We start from the raw sequence: 23,955 nt of genomic DNA on the forward strand, positions 1-23,955 counted from the left end.
ATTATCGCGTAAAAACCAAGGTATTTCCTTTGCTTAAATTGGCATCAAAAGCATAACCTTCGTAATTAAATCCTTTTAAATCATCAATAGTTTCGGCATTCGTATCTATAATATAACGCACCATCATTCCTCTTGCCTTTTTTGCAAAAAAACTAATCATTTTTAGTTTTCCGTCTTTATAATCTTTAAATTCTGGCGTAATAACTGGAACTTTTAAGGCTTTTGTATCAACTGCACTAAAATATTCATTACTGGCTAGATTTAGAAATAATTCACCTTTTGAAAGTTCTTTGTTCAAAGCATCAGTAATTGTTTTTTTCCAAAATTCATAAAGATTTTTCTTTGTACCGATGGCCATTGAAGTTCCCATTTCTAAACGATACGGTTGCATTAAATCCAAAGGCTTTAAAAGTCCGTACAAACCCGAAAGTATTCTTAATTTATCTTGCAAAGCAATTATTTTATCTTCTGTTAAAGTATAAGCATCTAAACCGGTATAGACATCACCATCAAAAGCATAAACCGCTGGGCGTGCATTTTGAGGAGAAAAAGGAACATTCCATTCTTGATTGCGTTGCCAGTTTAATTCAGCTAACTTTTCAGAAATATCCATAAGTTCCATTAATTGCTTAGGTTTCTTCTTTTTTAATGTTTTTTGAATGGTTTCCGATTTGGATAAAAAAGCTGGTGCTGTATAAGTAGTTGTTGGTAACTGACTTTCGTAGTTTAATGATTTAGCAGGTGAAATTACAATCTTCATAATTAATCTTTTTTCAAAAATACGTTTTAAATAGAACTTTAGTTTTTAATTGGTATCAGAAATTTTTATTGGTTAATTGGCTTTACTGATACTATTTTTAATCAACTAATCCCAACAACAATAATTGTGCTGTAGCTTCATTTGTTGCTAATGGAACATTGTGTACATCGCAAATTCGAATCAACATATTGATATCTGCTTCGTGTGCATGACTCGAATTTGGGTCTTTAAAAAACAATACCATTTTGGTTTTTCCAACGGCAACTCGTGCAGCAATTTGCGCATCACCTCCTAAAGGTCCAGAAAGCATTTTTTTTACTTTAAAGCCTGCAGCTTCTGCCCTTCCACCAGTTGTTCCAGTCGCAATAATTTTGATATTTTCTTTTAAAAGAAGATTTTTATTTTTATTTAAAAACTGAACCATATCAGCTTTTTTTCCGTCGTGAGCGATGATTGCTATTTCCATAAGTTACTATTTCAACACAAAGATATAAATATAAAAATCAATTTTTTACGTATTTTATCCTAACCATCCTTCCCTATCCAAGCTCCGATATTGAATTGCTTCTGCAATATGATGTGAGTGAATGCATTCTGAATTTTCTAAATCTGCAATCGTTCTTGATACTTTTAAAATTCTATCATACGCTCTAGCGGATAAATTTAATCGTTCCATTGCTGTTTTTAATAATTGCAATGAGTCTTGGTTTAAAGCACAAAACTCTCGGATTAATTTGCTACTCATTTGAGCATTATAATGAATGTATTCAAAGTTTTCAAATCGTTGTGATTGAATTTCTCTTGCTTTTGTAACTCTTTTTCTAATTTCAATGCTACTTTCTGCTTTTCGAGTTTCGGTTAATTTTTCAAACGGAACTGGAGTTACTTCAATATGAATATCAATTCTATCTAATAAAGGACCTGAAATTTTACTCAAATAACGTTGCATTTCCATAGGAGAAGAACTAACAGGAGCATTCGGGTCATTAAAATAACCACCAGGACTTGGATTCATACTCGCTACCAACATAAACGAAGATGGATAAGTAATAGTGAATTTTGCTCTTGAAATTGTAACTTCCCGATCTTCCAGTGGTTGCCGCATTACTTCTAAAACTTCTCGTTTAAATTCGGGTAATTCATCTAAAAATAAAACGCCATTGTGTGCTAATGAAATTTCGCCCGGTTGTGGATAACTTCCACCTCCTACTAAACTTACACTCGATGCTGTGTGATGTGGACTTCTAAAAGGACGTTGTGCCATCAAACCAACATCTTTGGTTTTTCCGGCGACCGAATGAATTTTCGTAGTTTCTAATGCCTCTCGCATGGTCATTGGAGGTAAAATACTAGGCAAACGTTTTGCTAACATTGTTTTTCCTGAGCCTGGAGGACCAATTAGGATGATATTATGTCCGCCTGCTGCCGCAATTTCCATACACCGCTTTATTCCTTCTTGACCTTTTACATCACTAAAATCGTGTTCTGGAAAGTCTAAGGTTTTATTAAATTCTTCAGCTGTGTCTATTGTTGTAGGAATTAAATCTGCTGTTTCTTGAAAAAAATTAATTACCTGCAATACATTTTCCACTCCATAAACATCAAGCCCTTCTACAATTGCTGCTTCTTTGACATTTTGAAAAGGCAAAATCAATCCTTTAAAACCCTCTTCTTTGGCTTTTATGGCAATTGATAAGGCTCCTTTAATGGGCTGTAAACCACCGTCAAGTGATAATTCACCCATGATTACATAATTGTGAATTTCTTCTGATTTAATTTGGGATGAAGCAGCTAAAATTCCAATTGCTAATGTTAAATCATAAGCAGAACCTTCTTTTCGCAAATCGGCTGGGGCCATATTTACGGTTATTTTTTTTCCTGGAAAATTAAAATTGTTGTTTTTAAGAGCTGCAGCAATACGATAACTACTTTCTTTTATAGCAGAATCGGGTAAACCTACCAAGTGGTAGCCGATTCCTTTATCGATATTAACTTCTACAGTAATGGTTGTGGCTTCTACACCAAAAACGGCGCTTCCGAATACTTTTACTAACATGGCTTAAATTATTTAAATGGCTTATATAGATGCAAATATAGAAAAGTTTTTGAAATAAAAAATCCCGATTACTCGGGATTTGATTTATTTTTTGAATTTAGAAATGCCATCTTCTAACCATTTTTTGTATTCTTCAACATCTGGTGTGTAGCCAACGGGTTTAGAAATGTCTTTTCCGGCAGAATCTAAAATTATATAATACGGTTGTGCGTTATTTTTATAACGAGTAATTTGATAATCACTCCATTTGTTTCCGATGGTTACAATTTCTTTACCTGTTTCTTTAGAAACGTATTGTTCTTCTTTTGGTAATTCTCGTTTGTCATCAACGTATAATGAAACTAAAACTACTTTGTCTTTTAGAATAGATAATATTTCTGGTTTTGACCAAACAAAATCTTCCATTTTTCTACAATTCACACATGCATGACCTGTGAAATCTAATAAAATAGGTTTTCCAACTTTTTTAGCATACGCTAAACCATGTTCGTAATCATGAAAAGCTATAATTCCGTGCGGACCTGAATGAGCATGTTCTGGAAGTGCAATTGCTGCCGTGGTATTTCCTCCTGAAGTTCCTATTCCGTTTGGACTTTCGCTATAGGTCATTGGCGGTGGAAAACCTGAAATAATTTTCAAAGGAGCTCCCCATAAACCAGGAATTAAATAAACTGTAAAAATAGAAACAAAAATAGCCATATATAATCGTCCAACAGATAAATGGGTTAATGGACTATCGTGAGGTAAAGTTAACTTTCCAAATAAATATAATGCCCAAGCTCCAAAAATTACAATCCAAATAATTAAGAAAACCTCTCTTTCTAATAAGTGTGCTTGAACTACTAAATCAGCATTTGATAAAAATTTAAAAGCCAAAGCTAATTCCAAAAATCCTAATGAAACTTTAACTGTATTTAACCAACCACCAGATTTTGGTAACGAATTCATCCAACCAGGAAACATTGCAAAAAGCATAAAAGGTAGCGCAATTGCAGAAGAAAAGCCTAGCATTCCAACAATTGGAGCTATTCCTCCTTTAGAGGCAGATTCTACTAATAATGTACCTACAATTGGACCTGTGCAAGAAAAAGAAACTATCGCTAAAGCTAATGCCATAAAAAATATAGCAACAATTCCTGATTTTCCAGCTTGTCTATCTACTTTATTCGCCCATGAATTAGGTAAAACTATTTCAAATGCACCTAAAAAAGAAGTAGCAAAAAACACTAATACAATAAAAAATATAATGTTAAATAAAACACTAGTTGATAAAGCATTTAAAGCATCAGCACCAAAAATACCAGTTATTAGAGAACCTAATAAAACATAAATCACAATTATTGAAAAACCATAAATAAGTGCATTAACAATTCCTTTTTCCCTAGTGCCACTTTGCTTAGTAAAAAAACTTACTGTCATTGGAATCATTGGAAAAACACATGGAGTTAGCAATGCTGCAAAACCTCCAATAAACGCTAAAAAGAAAATTGTCCACAAACCTTTTGCTTCTTCTTTCTTTTCATTAACAATATTAACAGTTTGGCTTTCTTTTGTAGCCGAAATTCTCTCTTCTTCTTTTTGCGTTGTTGAATCGATAGTATTACCCTTTAAAACTGACAAAACTTCGGTATTTGTATCATCAGTTACAATTTTTTTAATCTCAGGTAATTCAAAAGTAAATGTTGCGTCTTGTTGAATACATTGCTCTTTACAAGCTTGATATTCAACATACACTTTTACTTCTTTCAATTTAGTATTCGTAACTTTAATTACTTGTTTAAATTGAGCTGTTTTAGCAAAATAATATTCATCTACTTCAAAAATATCATTATAAACTTTTTTGTATGGACTTTCCTTAGTTTTCCCAACTAAAGTATAATTTCCTTTTGTATTTTTAAAGTCAAAAACTGTTGGAAGTGCTCCTCCTTCAGGTGTAAATTGAGAATACATGTGCCACTCATTTTCAATAGTAGCGTCCATAATTAATTCAAATTCTGTTTCAGATTTTTGAATAACTTTGGTTTTCCATTTTACAGGATTTAAAATTTGACCTTGCGCAAAAAAGGTTATTAATAATAAAATGTAGGTTAATTTCTTCATTATTTTAATTCGATTTTTATACTATTTTGTGTTGTTTCGTTTGCAATATAGCGATTGTCTGCTCGTTTTCCAATTACCCAAATAATTTGATTTTCTGAGCACAATAACCATTGGTTTTCTTTGTCTATCAGCGAATATTTTTCGTCTTTGAAATATTTACTTAATTTCTTTTTTCCATTCATTCCTGTTGGATAAAAATAATCTCCTTCTTGCCATTTTCTAATTGTAAGCGGAAACTTAATTTTATCTTCGTTCACAAATATACAATTTGAATTTGTTTCAAAAATGTTAACTACTTTGCTAAACGTAAGTTTTAAGGGAATATTAACTTTACTTTCCAAAAATTCAATAAAAAAAACTGCTGATTTACTTACTGCTTTTCTTTCCGAAAGTATTAATTTTTCTCGGTCTTTCAACAAAATATGCGTTTCAGAAAAAACTTGTTTTCCTGATTGTGCTTCCACTAACTCGTAAATATCATTCCAAGCTGAAAATCCATATTCTTTAAGCCATTGGTACAAATATGCTTTATAATTTTTGAATTCAAGTAATGGTTTTAAGTGAATTTCTGATTGATTCTCAGTTGTTAAAACAACTTTTTCATACACTAATTTTGAAGCATCATCAACTAAACTTTCTGCTTGTTGCAAATGATTTAAGGTGTTTTGAAATGAATCTAAAAATCCCGTATTCAATTCTTTTACTGTGGGAACAATGTTGTGACGTAGCTTATTTCGAAAATATTTATCAGAAGCATTACTCGAATCTTCTCGCCATTGAATTTGATTTTTTTTAGCATAATTTTCAATTTCTTCTCTTGAAAAAGGCAATAATGGTCTGACAATGTTCTTATTTTGAGCTGGAATTCCTGTTAAACCATCTAATCCAGTTCCTCTGATAAAATTGATTAAAAACGTTTCGACATTGTCATCTAAATGATGTGCGGTAACCAAATAATCTAATTGGTTTTCTGATAAAAGTTTTTGAAACCAATCATACCGCAACTTTCGTGCTGCTAATTGAGTAGAAAGTTTATTTTCTTTAGAATAAATTTCAGTATCAAATTGAATGAAGTAATTCGGAATTTTAAATTTCTCTGCTGCTGACTTTACAAAATTTTCATCTTCATTGCTCTCCTCTCCTCTTAGTTGAAAATTACAATGTGCAATTGAAATATCATAATTCAGTTGCAGAAATAAATGCATCAAAACCATACTATCAATGCCTCCACTAACCGCTAAAAGCAATTTCTTGTCTTTTAGTTGGGGAAAATTTTGTGCGATATGGTTTTGGAATTTTATTAGCATTTATAAAAGTAATTAGTAAAAAGGGATTAGGGATTAGTTTTCTGATAATTTATTTATTAGCGAATTTAGCATTTTTTCAATTTCAATAGACAATTCATTGATTTCTTTACAATCTCCACTGGAAATAAAATTTAGATTAATAGCAATTTCTATTTGAGTTTGACATTCAAACAATGAACCTCTCGCTATTTGCAAAAATCTTGAATAATCTTTTTTATAATTTCTTCCATAACCTTCAGCAATATTTGAAGGAATAGCTACAGAACTTCTCCTAATTTGTGAAATTAATCCAAACTTTTCACTTTCAGGAATTTTTGATGTTAGAGAATAAACTATTGTAACCCAAATCATTGATTTTTGCCAAACTATTAAATCTCTATAACTTTTCATATTTATTATTTTTTACTTTTCCCTAATCCCTTATAACTTTTCCCTAGCTTAAAACCTCAAACATTGCTTTTGCTTTTAACAAACATTCTTCGTACTCCATTTCTGGAATGGCTTGAGAAGTGATGGCACTTCCAACAGAAAATGATAAATATTGATTTTTTGAATTGTACAAAATACTTCGAATCACCACATTGAAATCAAAATCTCCTGTCGGCGTAAAATAACCCACTGCCCCACTGTACAATCCGCGCTTTGTTGCTTCCAATTCTTCTATAATTTGCATAGCAGAAATTTTTGGAGCGCCTGTCATGCTTCCCATAGGAAAAGTAGTTCTCAAAATTTCAACTGGTGAAATTGTATTTTCTACTTCCGAAACAATGGTCGAAATCATTTGGTGGACTTGCTTAAACGTGTAAATCTGGCACAATTCTTCTACTTGAACACTTCCTTTTGTGGCGGTGTGCGATAAATCGTTTCGGACCAAATCAACAATCATGATGTTTTCAGAACGTTCTTTTTCATTTTGAACCAAATCGAATTTTAATTGCTCGTCTTGTTCTAAATCGAAACTTCTTCTGGCTGTCCCTTTTATCGGTTGGGAAATGATTTTTAACCCCTCTTTTCGCAAATAACGTTCAGGTGAAGCGGAAAGTAAATATTGAAAATTATTTTTAAAATACACCGCAAATGGTGGTTCGGAAATGGCGTTTAATTTTTGGTAGATTTCCAAAGGTTCAATTTGGGCGTTTTCGGCAAAAAATTCCATGCAAAAATTCGCTTCATAAATATCGCCACGATGAATGTGTTCGAGCATTTTTGAAACTTTAGAAAGGTAATTTTCTTTTGCGATACGCTGTAGAACTTCAACATCAGAGGACTGAATACTGAACACTGAACACTGTGTTATTTCTTCGAAATCAGTTTCCATTTCGTCATCGCACATTCTTAAATATTGAATTTCTACTTGATTTTCTTTTATTAAAAACAACTTTTTGGGCTGAAAGAAAAACAAGTCAGGAAATTCTAATCCGTCAAAATTATTGGAATGTAATGCTTCGGTATCATTTTTTAAATCGTATGATAAGTAACCAAATAGCCAATCTTTGGTCTGGCTTTGGTACTGATACAAATCTTGAAAAGCATTTTCGTAATCGGTTTTAATAGATGTAAATGCATCAACCGCCAATACCGAATCAAAACTCGAATACTTTTGATGATAGGCATTTGAATCTAAAAATATAACTTCTCTGTGTTGGTTTGCCCAATGTAAAAGTTTCTTCTTAAAATCGAAAAAATTAGAAATATCTTTTGTAATTACTGTTCTCAAGAATTAATATTTAATACGTCAAAAATACGATATTAAAAACAAAAAAAAGCCCATTAGAAATAATGGACTTAAATTTTTAAAAAACAATAAAAAGTTAATCTACAAGTTCTATTGATAATGAAGAACCATTTCCTAAAACAAATATATTATTGTCAGAAACATTACTTCTTACAGATATTTGTTCGAACGCGTTTAAATTAACTATTACTGAAGCTGTAACTGTTACCTCTTCATCTCTTCTAATTGTTACGGATGTTGCACTGCCGGGAATTAAATTTGAAAAACCACGGTATAAATTGTAACGAATAATATCAACACCACCATTTGATTTTGAAAGTGTTATTCTATATGTTATTTTATATCTTCCTGCAGTTTGAACTTGTAAATTAGTATTATTAACTGCAACATTTGAAGAAATATTAGTAGATCCAAAGGTTACATTTGCATTACTATTTATTGCTTGTCCACTACCGTTGTAATAGATATCTGCATAAGCTTTTGTTGCAGACGGACTAACCCAACTTGCTCTACCAGTTGCATCTGAGGTAAGAATTCTGCCCGCAGCCTGAGTTCCATCAACAATTTTAATAGATCCATTAATATGCAGTCGTTCATCGGGTGTATTTGTTCCTATTCCCACTCTATTATTGGTATTGGCCGAATTACCTAAAATAATAGAGTTCGCTTGGGTTGCTATGGCTTGATAACCAATCGCAGTAGCATTTTGACCGCTAGAATTTGCTTCCGTTCCTAAGGCTGTTGCTTGTTGCCCCGTTGCTCTTGAAGAATTTCCAATTGCCAACGAGTTATTTGTATTTGATAATGAACTAACCCCAATTCCTGTAGATTGAAAACCAGAGGCTGATGAAAAATAGCCAAGTGCTAAAGTATTATTGTTGCTGGCTACAGATTGCATTCCAATTGCTGTTGACCTGAAACCCGATGCGTTTGCAGATGGTCCAATGGCAATAGCTTCATTATTTGATGATGAAGTAGCACTTCTTCCAATAGCAATCGAATTGTTATCGTTTGCAAGCGCTCCATTTCCAAAAGCTAAACCACCATTGGGATGTATTCTTCCCACTTGCTGATTATTTACTCTGAAATTTAATGCGTTATAATTTGTTGTTCCTAAAAATTCTGTTCCACTGGTTAAAGAATTTCCAGTTAAATTCCAGCTGGTATTTGAACCTCCGCCATCATTATTCGATTTTATGGGTGTCCAAACATTATCTTGCCAATAATAAAAACCTCTACTTACATTATTAATAGTGTTCAAATTATAAACTAATAAACTTTCTGCTGGATTAGGAATAGTAATTGCATCAGTAGTTGAAGTCAGGTTTACTCTAGGAACTAATAGGCCAGAATTTGAGCTTCTAATGTCTAAAATTGAAGAAGGATCTGGAGATGTAGTTCCAATACCTACTTGCGAAAACATAGTCATACTAATTAATAAGGGGGATAATAAAAGATATTTCTTCATGAACTTTATTTTTTTGCAAAGTTAATCTTACTTTATTGAATTAAAACATTTTATCATTTATTTAACTAATAATTGTATAGACAAATGTTCTTTGTTTGCATATTCATATACGAAATAAATTCATTCTTGCTTTTAGAATGGTTTAAAAATAATTTGGCACGATTTTTATTCTAGAATTAATTAGTACTAACCAAAAAATTCATTTGTATTGATTCTAAAACTACACGTATTAAAAACGATTAATCAATAACTTTAAAATGAATTTTTATGAACAAAAACACCAAAATCGTACTGACTTTGCTTGCACTTGGCATAGTCTTATCTTGTAAAGAATCTGCATCGACAGAAAACGCTGCTTACACTGAAGAAGCCATAACCGAAGACATGAGTATTGTGCCCTCTTCTGCAGCCGTTGAAAACAAAAACAGCAATCGAAAATTTGTACGAACGGCAGATGTAAAATTTAAAGTCAAGAATGTCGCTAAATCTACCTATGCGATTGAAGATGCAACTACGAAATTTGGGGGTTTTGTTACCTATACAAATCTGCAAAGTAATATTCACAGCGAAAACAGAACCAAGGTGAGTCAAGATAGCACTTTAGTAACTACAAAATATAAAGTAGATAATAACATCACGATTCGTATCCCAAATACAAAAATGGATACCGTGATTAAAACCATTGCGAAACAAATTCATTTTTTGGACTTCCGAATTATCAAAGCAGATGATGTTTCGTTACAAATGCTTTCCAATGAATTAGCACAAAAAAGAAGTAACTCTTCCGAAAAACGATTGGAAAATGCGATTGATTCAAAAGGAAAAAAACTCAATCAAATTGTAAAAGCAGAAGAAACCTTAGATGCTAAAAAAGAGCAAAATGACGCTTCAAAATTGCAGAATTTATCGTTACAAGACCAAGTGAATTTTAGCACTTTAACGTTAAACATTTATCAAGACGAAAGCATCAAACAAGAAATGGTGGCTAATGAAAAAAGCATCAACGCGTACCGACCAAATATTGGGTTACAAATTTGGGACAGTATAAAAACAGGTTGGTTTATGTTGGAACATATTATTTCGTTTGTTGTAGTGCTTTGGCCATTTGCTTTGATTGTGTTTTTAGGATTTTTAGGATATAAAAAGTTTTTGAAAAAGTAAGAAATAAGCCATCGGGAAACTGAAGTTTTTTTGTTTAATTAATTTGCTATATTTGAAATAACTAACCAAAAAACTATTTAAATTATGAAAATTGCAACTATTATTGTTCGAGTACTTTTAGGAGCTATGATGCTTTTTGCTTCTATTTCTTATTTTTTCAAAATTGGTCCAGAACAACCAGAACCAACTGGTTATTTAGCTACGCTAATGGCTGGTTTTATGGCGTCAAAATACATTTTCCCAGTAGCGAAAGCTATTGAATTATTAGCAGGATTAATGTTAGTAACTGGAAAGTTTGTTCGCCTTGGAACCATCATTTTATTACCAATAAGCATTAATATTTTTCTAATTCACGTAGTTGTTACAGGTACAGATATTCCAATGGCAGCAGCAATCTTATTTGCAAATGTGTTTTTAATTTATGCTAATTGGAATGGTTTTAAAGAAATTGTTAAACCATAATATTAAATAAAGCTAAAAAAAATCCCAAACTCTAATGAATTTGGGATTTTTAGTATAATAATTTATCTTAATTACACGTGTAATGCTCTATTATCTGTAGCTGCTAATGCTGCTTCTTTGATAGCTTCTGCAAACGTTGGGTGTGCGTGAGACATTCTTGAAATATCTTCTGCACTTGCTCTAAATTCCATAGCTGTAACTGCTTCTGCAATTAAATCAGCACAACGAGCTCCAATCATGTGAACGCCTAAAACTTCATCGGTTTTTGCATCGGCTAAGATTTTTACAAATCCGTCGGTGTCACCACCTGCTCTTGCTCTTCCTAATGCTTTGAAAGGAAAACTTCCTGCTTTGTAAGCTACACCATCCGCTTTTAATTGCTCTTCTGTTTTTCCAACAGCTGCAACTTCTGGCCAAGTGTACACTACGCCTGGAATTAAATTATAATCAATATGTGGTTTTTGTCCGGCTAAAATCTCGGCAACTAAAACACCTTCTTCTTCTGCTTTGTGTGCCAACATTGCTCCTCGAACCACATCACCTATTGCATAAATGTTAGAAGCCGAAGTTTGTAAATGATCGTTTACTTCAATTTGACCTCTTTCGGTAACTTTTACACCAGCTTTTTCTGCATTTAAACCATCTGTATAAGGACGACGACCTACAGAAACTAATGAATAATCTCCTTCTAACGTGATGATTTCTCCTTTAGCATTTTCTGCTTTTACCGTTACAACATCTCCAGCTCTTTCAACCGATTGAACTTTGTGAGACGTATAGAATTTCATGCCTTGTTTTTTCAATACTTTAGTCAACTCTTTTGATAAAGCAGCGTCCATTCCTGGGATAATTCGGTCCATGAATTCTACTACAGAAACTTGCGCTCCTAAACGTAAATACACTTGACCTAATTCGATTCCGATAACGCCACCACCAATAATGACTAAGTGTTTTGGAACTTCTTTCAGTTTTAATGCTTCGGTTGACGTAATGATTCTTTCTTTATCTAACTTGATAAAAGGTAAACTCGAAGGTTTAGAACCTGTAGCAATAATAATATTTTTTGATTCGATGATTTCTGAAGAACCATCTTCTTTGGTTACTTTTACAGAAGTAGCGCTTTCAAACGAACCTACTCCATTGAAAACGGTAATGTTGTTTTTATCCATTAAGAACTTTACTCCACCTGAAGTTTGATCCACAACTGCTTGTTTACGAGCAATCATTTTTTCTAAATTCACTTTTACATCACCCGATACTTCAATTCCGTGGTCAGCAAAGTGTTGTAACTCTTCATAATGATGAGAAGAAGCTAATAATGCTTTAGAAGGAATACATCCCACATTTAAACACGTTCCTCCAAGAGTTGAATATTTTTCAATAATAGCTGTTTTAAAACCTAATTGGGCACAACGGATAGCTGAAACATATCCTCCAGGTCCAGAACCTATAATGGTTACATCAAATTGACTCATGATTTTATATAAAGTTTGTTGTTTGACTTAAATTCGGATACAAAAGTAACGCTTTTTGAATTAATTATTTGTTACTTTTTTGGTAAATTATTATAGCTGATTCTTACAAAGTAAAAGCAGTCGTATTTTTAACTTCACCTATCATGAAAGAACTGTGAGTACTTCCAATATGTTGTAAACTGGTTAGTTTTGTAATCATAAATTCACGGTATTCGTCCATATCTTTAACATGTACTTTTAAAATGTAGTCGTAATCGCCACTTACGTGAAAACACTCTAATACTTCATCTAATTTTACTACTTCACTTTCAAAAGTGGTTACAAAATCTTTTGTGTGCTGAATTAATTTAATGTGGCAAAAAACAACAAATGCTTTTTCGACCTTATTTCTGTCTAATATTGCAACATATTTACTAATTACTCCTTCTCTTTCTAGTTTTTTAATTCTTTCATATACCGCAGTTACTGAAAGATTTAAAACCATTGATAATTCTTTTGTAGTTTTTTTTGTGTCTGCTTGAAGTAATCCAAGTAATTTTTTGTCAATTGTGTCCATTGATTGTTGTGTTGGTTGTTTTTTAGTTGTCAGCAAATGTAACTAAAATGAGTAAATAACAGAAATAAAAACTATAACTTTAAACAAAAATAGAATAAAAAACTATTTTAACTTGTATGTATTGAATAATAATTTACACATTGTTATTTTTGATTTAAAATAAACAACTAAACTTTAAAAATATGGAAAAATTCAATCCTGCAGATCGTATACAAGATTTACAATATTTCGGAGAATTTGGTGGTGTAAACCCATCAATTTCAGATAGTTCAACATACACTTTTCTTTCAGCAAAAACGATGTTTGACACGTTTGAAGGCAATGCAGAAGGTTGTTATTTATATTCACGTCATTCATCACCAAGTAACTTATACTTAGACAAAGCTTTAGCCGCAATGGAAGGAACAGAATCGGCAAATGTTTCGGCTTCTGGAATGGGCGCTATCACTCCTACACTATTGCAATTATGTGGAAACGGTGACCATATCGTTTCAAGTAGAACTATTTATGGCGGTACTTATGCTTTTTTGAAGAATTTTGTTCCAAGAATGGGCATCAAAACTACATTTGTTGACATTACCAAATTAGATGTAGTTGAAGCGGCTATTACACCAAACACAAAAGTTTTATACTGCGAAACAGTTAGTAATCCATTATTAGAAGTGGCTGATATTGCTTCGTTGGCAAAAATTGCTAAAAAACATAATATCAAATTAGTAGTTGACAATACGTTTTCTCCTTTATCAGTTGCTCCAGCAAAATTAGGTGCTGATATCGTAATTCACTCGTTAACTAAATACATCAACGGAAGTAGTGATACAGTTGGTGGTGTAACGTGTGCTTCTCAAGAATTCATCAACAGTTTAAAAAATGTAAACGACGGGGCAAGTATGCTTTTAGGTCCAACAATGGATAGTTTACGTTCTGCAAGTGTGATGAAAAACATGCGAACACTTCACATCAGAATGAAACAACACAGTCACAACGCACTTTATTTGGCAAACAAATTTGAAACAGACGGAATTAAAACCGTTTATCCAGGTTTGGCAAGTCACCCAAGTCATGAAATTTACAAAAGCATGATTAATCCAGAATATGGTTTTGGTGGAATGATGACCATTGATGTAGGAAGTTTAGACAAAGCTAATGCGTTGATGGAATTGATGCAAGAAAGAAATTTAGGATATTTAGCCGTAAGCTTAGGATTTTACAAAACGTTATTTAGTGCCCCTGGAACTTCAACTTCTTCTGAAATTCCATTAGAAGAACAAGCCGAAATGGGTTTAACCGATGGATTAATTCGTTTTTCAATAGGCTTGGACAACGATATTGAAAGAACGTACCAAATGATGAAACAATGTATGGTTGAATTAGGTGTTTTATAATTAAAATTCTATCTCAAAATAGAAATCCGATTTATGATAAATCGGATTTTTATTTTAATGATACTTTGTTGTAAAATATGATTTTTCTATATTGCAAGCTCAAAAAAAACTAAATGGATACTAAAATCATAAAAAACAGAGAATTAAAACTATGGGAAGCCTTAATTCCTGTTTTTGCTCTAATTGGAATGCTTGCTTACAATGTACTTTTTGCCTACAATGGACCAGATGATAATGCATTAGGTGGAAGTAATCAATTTATTCTTTTACTTGGAGGTGCGGTTGCTGCAATCGTAGGCTATTTTAATAAAGTTTCCTTTCATAAAATGTTAGATGAAGTAGCAAATAACATTAAATCTACAGCTAGCGCTATTTTAATCCTATTAATGGTTGGTGCACTTGCAGGAACTTGGATGGTAAGCGGCATCATCCCTTCAATGATTTATTACGGATTACAAATATTAAGTCCTGCAATCTTTTTACCAGCAACATTAATAATTTGCTCGGTAATTTCAATTGCAACAGGGAGTTCTTGGACTACATCAGCAACTGTTGGTATTGCATTAATTGGAATTGGAGGTGCTCTAGGCTTTGATTTAGGAATGGTTGCAGGAGCTGTAATTTCGGGAGCCTATTTTGGAGATAAATTATCCCCAATGTCCGATACAACTAACCTTGCTCCTGCTATGGCTGGAACCGATTTGTTTACCCATATCAAATATATGACCTTAACCACAATCCCAACATACATTATATCTCTAATTCTATTTATAATATTAGGACTTTCCGTTGATGTTAAAGGAGATGTTAATATAAATGAGCTATTAATTTCTATCGAAACTTCTTTCCACGTTACTCCATGGTTATTTTTAGTTCCTGTAATTGTAATTGGATTAATTGTTAAAAAAACAGAACCTCTAGTAGCACTTTTAGTTGGAACATTATTAGCGGGTATTTTTGCAATTATTTTTCAACCAGAAATTGTTACTCAAATTACCGGTGCTGATAGTTTAACTTTTAAATCGGCCTACAAAGGGGTTATGCAAGCCATAACTACTGAAGTTATTGTACCTACCGAAAATAAAACTTTAATTGATTTATTTACTTCAGGTGGAATGGCTAAAATGTTACCAACAATTTGGTTAATTCTTTGTGCTATGGTTTTTGGTGGAATTATGGATGCTATTGGTGCTTTGTCAAAAATTAGTGAATCATTATTAAAATTAGCGCATACAACCTTTGGCTTATTCGCTTCAACTGTTGGAAGTTGTTTAGCATTAAATATTACGGCCTCTGATCAATATTTAGCGATTGTAGTTCCTGGAAAAATGTTTGCACAAGCTTATAAAGATAAAGGATTAGCTCCGGAAAATTTAAGTAGAACATTAGAAGATACTGGAACTGTAACTTCAGTTTTGGTACCATGGAATACTTGTGGAGCTTATCAAGCAGGAACTCTTGATGTTTCAACTCTTGATTATCTACCATATGCTTTCTTTAATATTATCAGTCCATTTATGACTTTAATTTTTGCCGCATTTAATATTAAAATAAAACAATTAGTTTCAAGTATCAAAGAATAGATATACTATCAATAAAATCTATTATTCAATAAAATTTAACCATTACTTAAATCAAGTAATGGTTTTTTTATTTGTAAATTAGCAAGAGTAGAAAATTAGAAAACAAACACTTACAATCATAAATTAAAATTATTGAATATGGAAAACACAAACGACATTAGTAAATGCCCTTTTCATCAAAACCAAAAAGGATTAAGTGATGGTGTAAAGAATCAAGATTGGTGGCCTAAATCACTCAACTTAGATATACTACATCAGCATGATACCAAAACAAATCCGTTTGGTGAAAATTTTAATTATGCCGAAGAATTTAAAAAATTAGATTTGGAAGCATTAAAGAATGATTTAAAGACCTTTATGACGAATAGCCAAGATTGGTGGCCAGCCGATTGGGGACACTATGGTGGTTTGATGATTCGTATGGCATGGCATTCTGCAGGAACTTATAGAATTTCAGATGGTCGTGGAGGCGCAGGAACTGGAAATATAAGATTTGCACCTTTAAATAGTTGGCCAGACAATGGAAATTTAGACAAAGCTAGACGATTATTATGGCCAATCAAAAAGAAATATGGAAACAAGATTTCTTGGGCAGATTTAATGATTTTAGCAGGAAATATGGCCTACGAGTCAATGGGATTGAAAACGTATGGATTTGCTGGAGGTCGTGAAGATATTTGGCATCCCGAAAAAGATGTGTATTGGGGAGCAGAAAAAGAATGGTTAGCAAAATCAGGAAGCGAAGGCAGTAGATATTCAGGTGAAAGAGATTTAGAAAATCCACTAGCAGCTGTTATGATGGGATTAATTTATGTAAATCCTGAAGGAGTCGACGGACAACCAGACCCATTAAAAACAGCACATGATGTTCGAATCACATTCAAACGAATGGCAATGAATGATGAAGAAACTGTTGCTTTAACTGCAGGAGGACATACGGTAGGAAAAGCACACGGAAATGGTGATGCTTCACAATTAGGAAAAGAACCGGAAGGCTGTGAAATTGAAAATCAAGGTTTTGGATGGTTAAACCCAAAAGGAAATGGAAATGGCGCTGACACCGTAACCAGTGGCTTAGAAGGTTCTTGGACAACCCACCCTACTCGTTGGGATAATGAATATTTTTATTTGCTTTTAAATTATGATTGGGAATTAAAGAAAAGTCCGGCTGGTGCTTGGCAATGGGAACCTATCAATATCAAAGAAGAAGACAAGCCAATTGATGCTCACAATCCATCAGTAAGAAGAAATCCCATAATGACCGATGCTGATATGGCAATGAAAATGGATCCTGCTTACAGAGAAATTTCGGAGCGTTTTTATAAAGACCCTGCTTATTTTTCGGATGTGTTTGCAAGAGCATGGTTTAAATTAACACACAGAGATTTAGGTCCAAAAGAGCGTTATTTAGGAGTTGATGTACCAACAGAAGATTTGATTTGGCAAGATCCAGTTCCAACTGTAGATTACGCTTTATCTGATTCAGAAGTTGAAGAATTAAAAGCTAAACTACTAAATAGTGGATTGTCAAGAGCTGAGCTAATCAACACCGCTTGGGACAGTGCAAGAACGTTTAGAGGTTCAGACTTTAGAGGTGGTGCAAACGGTGCAAGAATTCGTTTGCAACCTCAAAGAAGTTGGGTAGCAAATGAGCCTGAAAGATTACAAAAAGTATTGAATAAATTAGTCGAAATTCAATCGGGTTTAAGTAAAAAAGTAAGCATTGCTGATTTAATCGTTCTTGGAGGTAATGCTGCTATAGAAAAAGCTGCACTTGATGGTGGTTTCAATGTAAAAGTTCCATTTAAAGCCGGAAGAGGTGACGCTTCACAAGAAATGACTGATATTGAATCTTTTGAGGTTTTAGAACCAACAAATGATGCTTTCAGAAACTTTATGAAAGCCAACTACTTAGTTCAACCTGAAGAATTGATGTTAGATAAAGCACAACTTCTTGGATTAACAGCAGCAGAAATGACCGTTCTAATTGGCGGAATGCGTGTTCTTGGAACCAACTATGGTGGAACAAAACATGGTGTTTTTACGCACAATGAAGGTGTTCTAACCAATGATTTCTTTGTAAATCTTACTGATATGAGTTACAGTTGGAAACCTGTTGGTGAAAACTTATACAATATTGTAGATAAAAAATCTGGCGCTACAAAATGGACTGCAACAAGAGTTGATTTAATTTTTGGTTCAAATTCTGTTTTAAGAGCTTATGCAGAGGTTTATGCTCAAGATGATAACAAAGAAAAATTTGTAAAAGATTTCATTAATACTTGGACAAAAGTTATGCACTTAGACCGTTTTGATCTAAAATAAAGTTTACTAAGTTTAATTGTTTTCAAAAAAAAAGTCCCGAATTATTCGGGACTTTTTGTGTTAATCTTCATCATCTATATCTTCTGGATCTTCAGAATCAATAACATTTTCATCTTCTTCCTCTTCTTCTTCGTCGTCTTCAATGTCTAATTCTTTTAAGCCAACAATTTTGTCTACTACAACTTCTTCTTCGATGATATCATCTTCGTCATAGTTTTCAATTCGGTCAGAAAGTTTTGTACTTACTTTTACTAGAAAAATAGTATCAGTTGTACGAACTTCTACAGCCTCAATTGTCTCATTTTTAGCGTTCTTAAAACGTATGATGTCTGAATCATCATATCCATCAGGAAATTTCTCAACTAGTAAGGTTAAGATTTCATTTGTTAATTTTGCGTAATCAACAATAACTCTTTTCATTGGGTAGGTTTTAATCTTGTATTTTGTTCAAATGTACTATCCTAAAACTATATTTTCAAACAATTTGAAATATTTTTTTCAAAAATTTTACCACCCTAAAATGTAAGCAAACATTAATGGTGCAACTATCGTAGCGTCAGACTCTACGATAAATTTTGGTGTATGAATGTCTAATTTACCCCAAGTGATTTTTTCATTCGGAACTGCTCCAGAATAGGAACCATAGCTTGTTGTTGAATCAGAAATTTGACAAAAATAACTCCAAAAAGGCACATCATGCATTTCCATGTCTTGATATAACATTGGAACTACACAAATTGGGAAATCTCCAGCAATTCCTCCACCAATTTGAAAGAACCCAATTCCTTTTCCAGCACAATTTTTTGGATACCAATCCGCTAGCCACATCATGTATTCAATTCCACTTTTCATTGTTGTAGGTTTGAATTCACCTTTGATACAATAAGAAGAGAAAATATTCCCCATTGTGCTGTCTTCCCATCCAGGAACTACAATTGGTAAATTCTTTTCTGCTGCAGCAACCATCCATGAATCTGCTGGATCAATCTCGTAGTATTGTTTTAATACTCCAGAATTAATCATTTGGTACATAAATTCATGTGGAAAATAGCGTTCTCCTTTAGAATCTGCATTATTCCAAATGTCAAATAAATGCGATTGTAATCTTCTAAACGCTTCTTCTTCTGGAATACATGTATCTGTTACACGGTTGTAATGATTTTCTAATAAATCCCATTCTTCTTGTGGTGATAAATCTCTGTAATTTGGAACTCTTTTGTATGAATTATGAGCTACCAAGTTCATGATATCTTCTTCTAAATTAGCTCCAGTACAAGAAATTATGTGTACTTTATCTTGACGAATCATTTCGGCTAATGATTTTCCTAATTCAGCTGTACTCATGGCACCTGCTAAAGTAATCATCATTTTTCCGTTGTCTAATAAATGTTCTTCATACCCTTTTGCAGCATCTACTAGAGCGGCAGAGTTAAAATGAAGATAATGTTTTTCTATAAACTGACTAACTGGTCCTTTGCTCATTATTTCTTATTTTATTGTTCTTTTCTTTTGTTGTAACCTAAAATTTCTAAAACGTCTTCTGCTTTTTGTTGTTCCGAAAAAACTTCGGTTGCAATGATTCCGTTTTTATCTTTGTCTATTAAAATATGTTTTGGTTGTGGTAATATACAGTGACTTAATCCGCCAAAACCACCAATTGTTTCTTGATAGGCACCCGTATTAAAGAATCCAATATAAAGTGGTTTTTCTTTATTGTATTTTGGTAAATAAACGGCATTCATGTGTTGTTCCGAATTATAATAATCATCACCATCACAAGTTAATCCGCCTAATAAAACCCGTTCATACGTGTCATTCCATCGGTTTACAGCAATCATAACAAAACGTTTATTAATTGCCCAAGTATCTGGAAGTGTGGTAATGAAAGATGAATCAATCATGTTCCAGTTTTCACGGTCATTTTGTTTTTTTTGATATAACACTTGGTACAATGCTCCACCAGCTTCACCTACTGTAAATGAACCAAACTCTGTAAATATATGTGGAACTGGAACTTCTGCTTCATCACAAGCAATTTTGATTTGGTTTAAAATTTCGTCCACCATATATTGGTAATCATACTCAAAGGCTAACGAATTTTTTATTGGAAAACCACCACCAATATTTAAACTATCTAATGAAGGACATTCTTTTTTCAAAGCGATGTACACTTTCATACATTTTAATAATTCGTTCCAATAATAGGCAGTGTCACGAATACCTGCATTAATAAAAAAGTGAAGCATTTTAAGTTCTACTTTCTTATTTTCTGCAATTTGTTTACGATAAAAAGGAACGATATCTTTATACCCTATTCCTAGTCGAGAAGTATAGAACTCAAATTTAGGTTCTTCTTCTGCTGCAATACGAATTCCGATTTTAAATTTACCATCAATTTCTTCTTGCAATAAATCTAATTCTTCAAAATTGTCAATAACAGGAATGGTATTTTTATGTCCGTTATTAATTAATCGTGCTATATTGGTAACATATTGATCACGTTTGAAGCCGTTACAAACGATAAATGTGTTTTTATTGATTTTTCCTTCTTCCATTAATGTTTCAACAATATTGATGTCAAAAGCTGAAGAAGTTTCAATGTGGATGTTGTTTTTTAAAGCTTCATTTAAAATAAACTCAAAATGAGAACTTTTTGTACAATAGCAATAGAAATACTTCGCATCATAATCGTGTTTTTCCATGGCATTTCTAAACCACATTTTTGCACGGTTGATGTTTTGAGAAATTTTTGGTAAATAAGTAAACTTTAATGGTGTACCATATTCTTCTACTAATTTCATTAAATCAATGCCATGAAACTGTAAAGTATCTTTGTTTAAAGTAAATTCTTCTTGCGGGAAATAAAAAGTTTGGTTTATTAAATCGTAATATCTTGTGTTCATTTTGAAAATTTGGATTAAATTAAAAAGGTATAAAATTGGTCTTAATCACAATTTTCAAACCCTAATGTTGGCAAAGCGAATTAGTAATTTCTCACTAAATGCCTTCGATATTTCAAATAAATCAATAATATGAAAACTAAAAATAGAAAAAAAGAATCGCCCAATTATAGAGATGTCAGCATTTCTATTGGCGAGAATTCTATTGAAATTAGATTGGTTTTTATTTCTTTTCATTGGAGCAAAGTTAAAAAATAAAATGGCTAAAAAATAAAGAAAAAATAAAAAAATAACTACATAGAATAATCTTCAAAAGCTTTGTAAATCAATTGGTTATCTGATTCTTGATTGATTTTTATTTTTCCAATTCCATCAAGCAATGCAAATTGTACTTTTCCAAACTCATTTTTTTTATCAAAAATCAATAATTCTATAATTTTATCAATGTCGACTTGTGAGAATTCAATTCGTTCAAAAATATCATTAATAATGTATTTAATTTCCTGGTATTCATTATTAGTTAATAAGTTCTTTTCTCTCGAAATATAACTTTCTAGAATCATTCCGACAGCAATTGCTTCACCATGAAGCAAGGTTGTTTTTGATTCGTTTTCTAAGAAATAACTTTCGATGGCATGGCCTAAAGTATGTCCAAAATTCAATGATTTTCTAACCCCATTTTCAGTTAAATCTTCACAAACAATTGTGTTTTTTATTTGAATAGATTGATGAATTAATTGATTTAAATCGGCTGTATATAAGTCTTTTAGATTTTTAAATTTATCCCAATATTTTTTATCAAAAATCAATCCATGTTTTAGCATTTCGGCTAAGCCAGATCGCATTTCGTTTTGAGGTAACGTACTTAAAAATTGTGTATCAACTAGCACTGCTTTTGGTTCGCGAATGATCCCAATTTGGTTTTTCAAATTTCCTAAATCCACTCCATTTTTTCCTCCGATGGAAGCATCAACCATAGAAAGTAAAGTTGTAGGGATATTAATAAAATCAATACCTCTTTTAAATGTACAGGCAACAAATCCACCTAAATCAGAAATTACTCCACCGCCTAAATTTATCATGATGCTTTTACGATCTGCACCTAATTCAGACAGAGCACCCCAAACTTCAGTACAAGTAGCTATGTTTTTATGAATTTCACCAACTTCCAATTCAATAATTTCAATTTCCATTTCAGTAGCTAAATGGTTCAATAAATGGGGTAAACAATATTGAGAAGTGTTTTCATCAACTAAAATAAAAATTTTAGAATAAAGTGATGGGTTCAGCATTTCTGCTAAAGTTTCATATCCTTTTAAATCAAAGTAAACGCTATAATTGGTTGCTGAAATAGTATGCATGTAAAAAGCTTGAATTTTATTGCAAAATAAGGCATTTTTTATTTAAAATTCGTAAAAACTGATGTATATTTGTGTCGCTTTTTATCAAAAATACCATGAATAAAATATTTGACAATACACAAGTTGCTTTTTCTTTAAAAAGTGATACCGAATTAGAAAGAGCTTATTTTCTTTTTAAATTAATAGCAAGTCAACCCCTTGTAAAAATAGGAACTGCCGTTACCAATTTTGCGCTTAAAGCTCATTTACCTGTTGAAGGATTGATTCGTTCAACCGTTTTTGATCATTTTTGTGGTGGTGTAAATGAAGTTGATTGCTTAAAAGTGGTAGACAATATGTTTACCAAAGGTGTTTCTTCTGTTTTAGATTATTCTGTAGAAGGAAAAGAAGAAGAAGCACAATTTGATGCTGCTTTGGAAATGACTTTGAAAACAATCGAATTTGCTAAAGAACGCGAAGCTATTCCGTTTGCCGTTTTTAAACCAACGGGTTTTGGCCGTATCGATTTGTATGAAAAAGTTGGAGAGAAAGCTGGTTTAACCGAAGCTGAGCAACAAGAATGGAACCGTGTGATGGCTAGATTTGATTTGGCTTGTAAAACCGCACATGAAAAAGACGTTTTATTATTGATTGACGCAGAGGAAAGTTGGATGCAAGATGCCGCAGATGCCATTGTTACAGATATGATGCGTAAATACAATACGGAAAAAGCAATTGTTTTTAATACCTTACAAATGTATCGCTGGGACAGACTAGATTATTTAAAAAATTTACATGAAAAAGCAACATCAGAAGGTTTTTACATTGGAATGAAATTAGTTCGTGGTGCTTACATGGAGAAAGAAAATGAAAGAGCTGCTGCTCGTGGTTTAAAATCACCAATTTGTATTTCTAAAGAAGCTACAGATATCAACTATAACGCAGCCGTATTGTACATGGTAGAACATATTGATAAAATGGCGGTTTTTGCTGGAACGCATAACGAAGAAAGTTCATATTCATTAATGCAATTAATGACTGAAAAAGGAATTGCTAAAAATGACAAACGCATCTTTTTTGGACAATTATTAGGCATGAGCGATAACATTAGTTTTAATTTAGCAGAAAACGGATATAATGTAGCCAAATATTTACCATTTGGACCTGTTAGAGATGTGATGCCCTATTTAATTAGAAGAGCGGAAGAAAATACTTCTGTAGCTGGACAAACTAGCAGGGAATTAATGTTAATTAAAAAAGAAAAAGAAAGAAGAAAGTTATAGATAAAATTAAAAAATCCCAAATTCAAATCAATTGAATTTGGGATTTTTTGTATGGGAGT

20 protein-coding genes are annotated in these 23,955 nt (G+C 32.5%); 6 read left to right on the plus strand and 14 right to left on the minus strand.

Features of this window, described 5'->3' with window-relative positions; translation table 11 throughout:
- Position 1: 1 nt before the first annotated feature.
- From yaaA to OLM52_RS03625, 8 genes are all read right to left on the minus strand, one after another.
- A complete protein-coding gene (yaaA, locus tag OLM52_RS03590) occupies positions 2–760 on the minus strand; it encodes a peroxide stress protein YaaA (protein WP_264549778.1) in 759 nt (252 codons plus the stop codon).
- 97 nt (positions 761–857) lie between these two features.
- Positions 858–1,226, minus strand: coding sequence for a methylglyoxal synthase (locus OLM52_RS03595; RefSeq protein WP_264549779.1), 369 nt, complete (start codon positions 1,224–1,226; stop codon positions 858–860).
- Positions 1,227–1,280: 54 nt separating this feature from the next.
- Positions 1,281–2,816, minus strand: coding sequence for a YifB family Mg chelatase-like AAA ATPase (locus tag OLM52_RS03600; protein WP_264549780.1), 1,536 nt, complete (start codon positions 2,814–2,816; stop codon positions 1,281–1,283).
- Positions 2,817–2,900: 84 nt separating this feature from the next.
- Positions 2,901–4,916 (minus strand): protein-disulfide reductase DsbD family protein, encoded by a 2,016-nt coding sequence (locus tag OLM52_RS03605; RefSeq protein ID WP_264549781.1) that lies wholly within the window; start codon positions 4,914–4,916, stop codon positions 2,901–2,903.
- Positions 4,916–6,223, minus strand: a complete 1,308-nt coding sequence (gene tilS / locus OLM52_RS03610; protein ID WP_264549782.1) for a tRNA lysidine(34) synthetase TilS — start codon at positions 6,221–6,223, stop codon at positions 4,916–4,918. The genes OLM52_RS03605 and tilS overlap by 1 nt, the downstream gene beginning before the upstream one ends.
- Before the next feature lie 33 nt (positions 6,224–6,256).
- Complete coding sequence (locus OLM52_RS03615; RefSeq protein WP_264549783.1) at positions 6,257–6,613, minus strand: four helix bundle protein; 357 nt, start codon at positions 6,611–6,613, stop codon at positions 6,257–6,259.
- A 43-nt stretch (positions 6,614–6,656) separates the two neighbouring features.
- Positions 6,657–7,940, minus strand: a complete 1,284-nt coding sequence (locus OLM52_RS03620) for an anthranilate synthase component I family protein (RefSeq protein ID WP_264549784.1) — start codon at positions 7,938–7,940, stop codon at positions 6,657–6,659.
- Positions 7,941–8,034: 94 nt separating this feature from the next.
- Complete coding sequence (locus OLM52_RS03625; RefSeq protein ID WP_264549785.1) at positions 8,035–9,426, minus strand: hypothetical protein; 1,392 nt, start codon at positions 9,424–9,426, stop codon at positions 8,035–8,037.
- A 267-nt stretch (positions 9,427–9,693) separates the two neighbouring features.
- Here OLM52_RS03625 and OLM52_RS03630 point away from each other — a divergent pair, with 267 nt between their 5' ends.
- Both OLM52_RS03630 and OLM52_RS03635 read left to right on the plus strand, forming a co-directional pair.
- A complete protein-coding gene (locus OLM52_RS03630) occupies positions 9,694–10,587 on the plus strand; it encodes a DUF4349 domain-containing protein (RefSeq protein ID WP_264549786.1) in 894 nt (297 codons plus the stop codon).
- Between the two features lie 84 nt (positions 10,588–10,671).
- Positions 10,672–11,049: a DoxX family membrane protein gene (locus tag OLM52_RS03635; protein ID WP_264549787.1), complete on the plus strand. Its 378-nt coding sequence runs from the start codon at positions 10,672–10,674 to the stop codon at positions 11,047–11,049.
- A gap of 71 nt (positions 11,050–11,120) precedes the next feature.
- On the opposite strand, the gene lpdA is transcribed toward OLM52_RS03635, so the two are convergent.
- Both lpdA and OLM52_RS03645 read right to left on the minus strand, forming a co-directional pair.
- On the minus strand, positions 11,121–12,524 hold the full coding sequence (gene lpdA / locus OLM52_RS03640) for a dihydrolipoyl dehydrogenase (protein WP_264549788.1): 1,404 nt from the start codon (positions 12,522–12,524) through the stop codon (positions 11,121–11,123).
- A 103-nt stretch (positions 12,525–12,627) separates the two neighbouring features.
- Positions 12,628–13,080, minus strand: coding sequence for an Lrp/AsnC family transcriptional regulator (locus tag OLM52_RS03645; RefSeq protein WP_264549789.1), 453 nt, complete (start codon positions 13,078–13,080; stop codon positions 12,628–12,630).
- A 182-nt stretch (positions 13,081–13,262) separates the two neighbouring features.
- On the opposite strand from OLM52_RS03645, the gene OLM52_RS03650 reads away from it, so the two are divergent.
- The 3 genes from OLM52_RS03650 to katG all read left to right on the plus strand — a co-directional run bounded on the left by OLM52_RS03650 (position 13,263) and on the right by katG (position 18,373).
- Entirely contained in the window at positions 13,263–14,465 is a 1,203-nt protein-coding gene (locus tag OLM52_RS03650; RefSeq protein WP_264549790.1) for an aminotransferase class I/II-fold pyridoxal phosphate-dependent enzyme, read from the plus strand.
- A 113-nt stretch (positions 14,466–14,578) separates the two neighbouring features.
- A complete protein-coding gene (gene nhaC, locus OLM52_RS03655) occupies positions 14,579–16,048 on the plus strand; it encodes a Na+/H+ antiporter NhaC (protein ID WP_264549791.1) in 1,470 nt (489 codons plus the stop codon).
- A 138-nt stretch (positions 16,049–16,186) separates the two neighbouring features.
- Positions 16,187–18,373 (plus strand): catalase/peroxidase HPI, encoded by a 2,187-nt coding sequence (gene katG / locus OLM52_RS03660; RefSeq protein WP_264549792.1) that lies wholly within the window; start codon positions 16,187–16,189, stop codon positions 18,371–18,373.
- Between the two features lie 60 nt (positions 18,374–18,433).
- On the opposite strand, the gene OLM52_RS03665 is transcribed toward katG, so the two are convergent.
- The 4 genes from OLM52_RS03665 to aroB form a co-directional block, all read right to left on the minus strand.
- Positions 18,434–18,793 (minus strand): DNA primase, encoded by a 360-nt coding sequence (locus tag OLM52_RS03665; RefSeq protein WP_264549793.1) that lies wholly within the window; start codon positions 18,791–18,793, stop codon positions 18,434–18,436.
- An 87-nt stretch (positions 18,794–18,880) separates the two neighbouring features.
- Positions 18,881–19,855: a deoxyhypusine synthase family protein gene (locus OLM52_RS03670; RefSeq protein WP_264549794.1), complete on the minus strand. Its 975-nt coding sequence runs from the start codon at positions 19,853–19,855 to the stop codon at positions 18,881–18,883.
- A gap of 11 nt (positions 19,856–19,866) precedes the next feature.
- Positions 19,867–21,276, minus strand: a complete 1,410-nt coding sequence (locus OLM52_RS03675; protein ID WP_264549795.1) for an arginine decarboxylase — start codon at positions 21,274–21,276, stop codon at positions 19,867–19,869.
- 290 nt (positions 21,277–21,566) lie between these two features.
- The gene (aroB, locus tag OLM52_RS03680; protein WP_264549796.1) at positions 21,567–22,634 is read right to left on the minus strand and encodes a 3-dehydroquinate synthase; all 1,068 of its coding nucleotides are present in this window, start codon (positions 22,632–22,634) and stop codon (positions 21,567–21,569) included.
- A gap of 95 nt (positions 22,635–22,729) precedes the next feature.
- Between aroB and OLM52_RS03685 the strand changes: the two genes are divergently transcribed.
- Positions 22,730–23,896, plus strand: coding sequence for a proline dehydrogenase family protein (locus OLM52_RS03685; protein WP_264549797.1), 1,167 nt, complete (start codon positions 22,730–22,732; stop codon positions 23,894–23,896).
- Positions 23,897–23,955 lie beyond the last annotated feature (59 nt).

It is taken from the genome of Flavobacterium sp. N2820, from assembly GCF_025947285.1.
Lineage (GTDB): Bacteria > Bacteroidota > Bacteroidia > Flavobacteriales > Flavobacteriaceae > Flavobacterium.

Bases quoted from the DNA above. Each gene is read 5' to 3' on its own strand.
- yaaA (WP_264549778.1), bottom strand. From the start codon at position 760: ATGAAGATTGTAATTTCACCTGCTAAATCATTAAACTACGAAAGTCAG.
- OLM52_RS03595 (WP_264549779.1), bottom strand. From the start codon at position 1,226: ATGGAAATAGCAATCATCGCTCACGACGGAAAAAAAGCTGATATGGTT.
- OLM52_RS03600 (WP_264549780.1), bottom strand. From the start codon at position 2,816: ATGTTAGTAAAAGTATTCGGAAGCGCCGTTTTTGGTGTAGAAGCCACA.
- OLM52_RS03605 (WP_264549781.1), bottom strand. From the start codon at position 4,916: ATGAAGAAATTAACCTACATTTTATTATTAATAACCTTTTTTGCGCAA.
- tilS (WP_264549782.1), bottom strand. From the start codon at position 6,223: ATGCTAATAAAATTCCAAAACCATATCGCACAAAATTTTCCCCAACTA.
- OLM52_RS03615 (WP_264549783.1), bottom strand. From the start codon at position 6,613: ATGAAAAGTTATAGAGATTTAATAGTTTGGCAAAAATCAATGATTTGG.
- OLM52_RS03625 (WP_264549785.1), bottom strand. From the start codon at position 9,426: ATGAAGAAATATCTTTTATTATCCCCCTTATTAATTAGTATGACTATG.
- OLM52_RS03630 (WP_264549786.1), top strand. From the start codon at position 9,694: ATGAACAAAAACACCAAAATCGTACTGACTTTGCTTGCACTTGGCATA.
- OLM52_RS03635 (WP_264549787.1), top strand. From the start codon at position 10,672: ATGAAAATTGCAACTATTATTGTTCGAGTACTTTTAGGAGCTATGATG.
- lpdA (WP_264549788.1), bottom strand. From the start codon at position 12,524: ATGAGTCAATTTGATGTAACCATTATAGGTTCTGGACCTGGAGGATAT.
- OLM52_RS03645 (WP_264549789.1), bottom strand. From the start codon at position 13,080: ATGGACACAATTGACAAAAAATTACTTGGATTACTTCAAGCAGACACA.
- OLM52_RS03650 (WP_264549790.1), top strand. From the start codon at position 13,263: ATGGAAAAATTCAATCCTGCAGATCGTATACAAGATTTACAATATTTC.
- nhaC (WP_264549791.1), top strand. From the start codon at position 14,579: ATGGATACTAAAATCATAAAAAACAGAGAATTAAAACTATGGGAAGCC.
- katG (WP_264549792.1), top strand. From the start codon at position 16,187: ATGGAAAACACAAACGACATTAGTAAATGCCCTTTTCATCAAAACCAA.
- OLM52_RS03665 (WP_264549793.1), bottom strand. From the start codon at position 18,793: ATGAAAAGAGTTATTGTTGATTACGCAAAATTAACAAATGAAATCTTA.
- OLM52_RS03670 (WP_264549794.1), bottom strand. From the start codon at position 19,855: ATGAGCAAAGGACCAGTTAGTCAGTTTATAGAAAAACATTATCTTCAT.
- OLM52_RS03675 (WP_264549795.1), bottom strand. From the start codon at position 21,276: ATGAACACAAGATATTACGATTTAATAAACCAAACTTTTTATTTCCCG.
- aroB (WP_264549796.1), bottom strand. From the start codon at position 22,634: ATGCATACTATTTCAGCAACCAATTATAGCGTTTACTTTGATTTAAAA.
- OLM52_RS03685 (WP_264549797.1), top strand. From the start codon at position 22,730: ATGAATAAAATATTTGACAATACACAAGTTGCTTTTTCTTTAAAAAGT.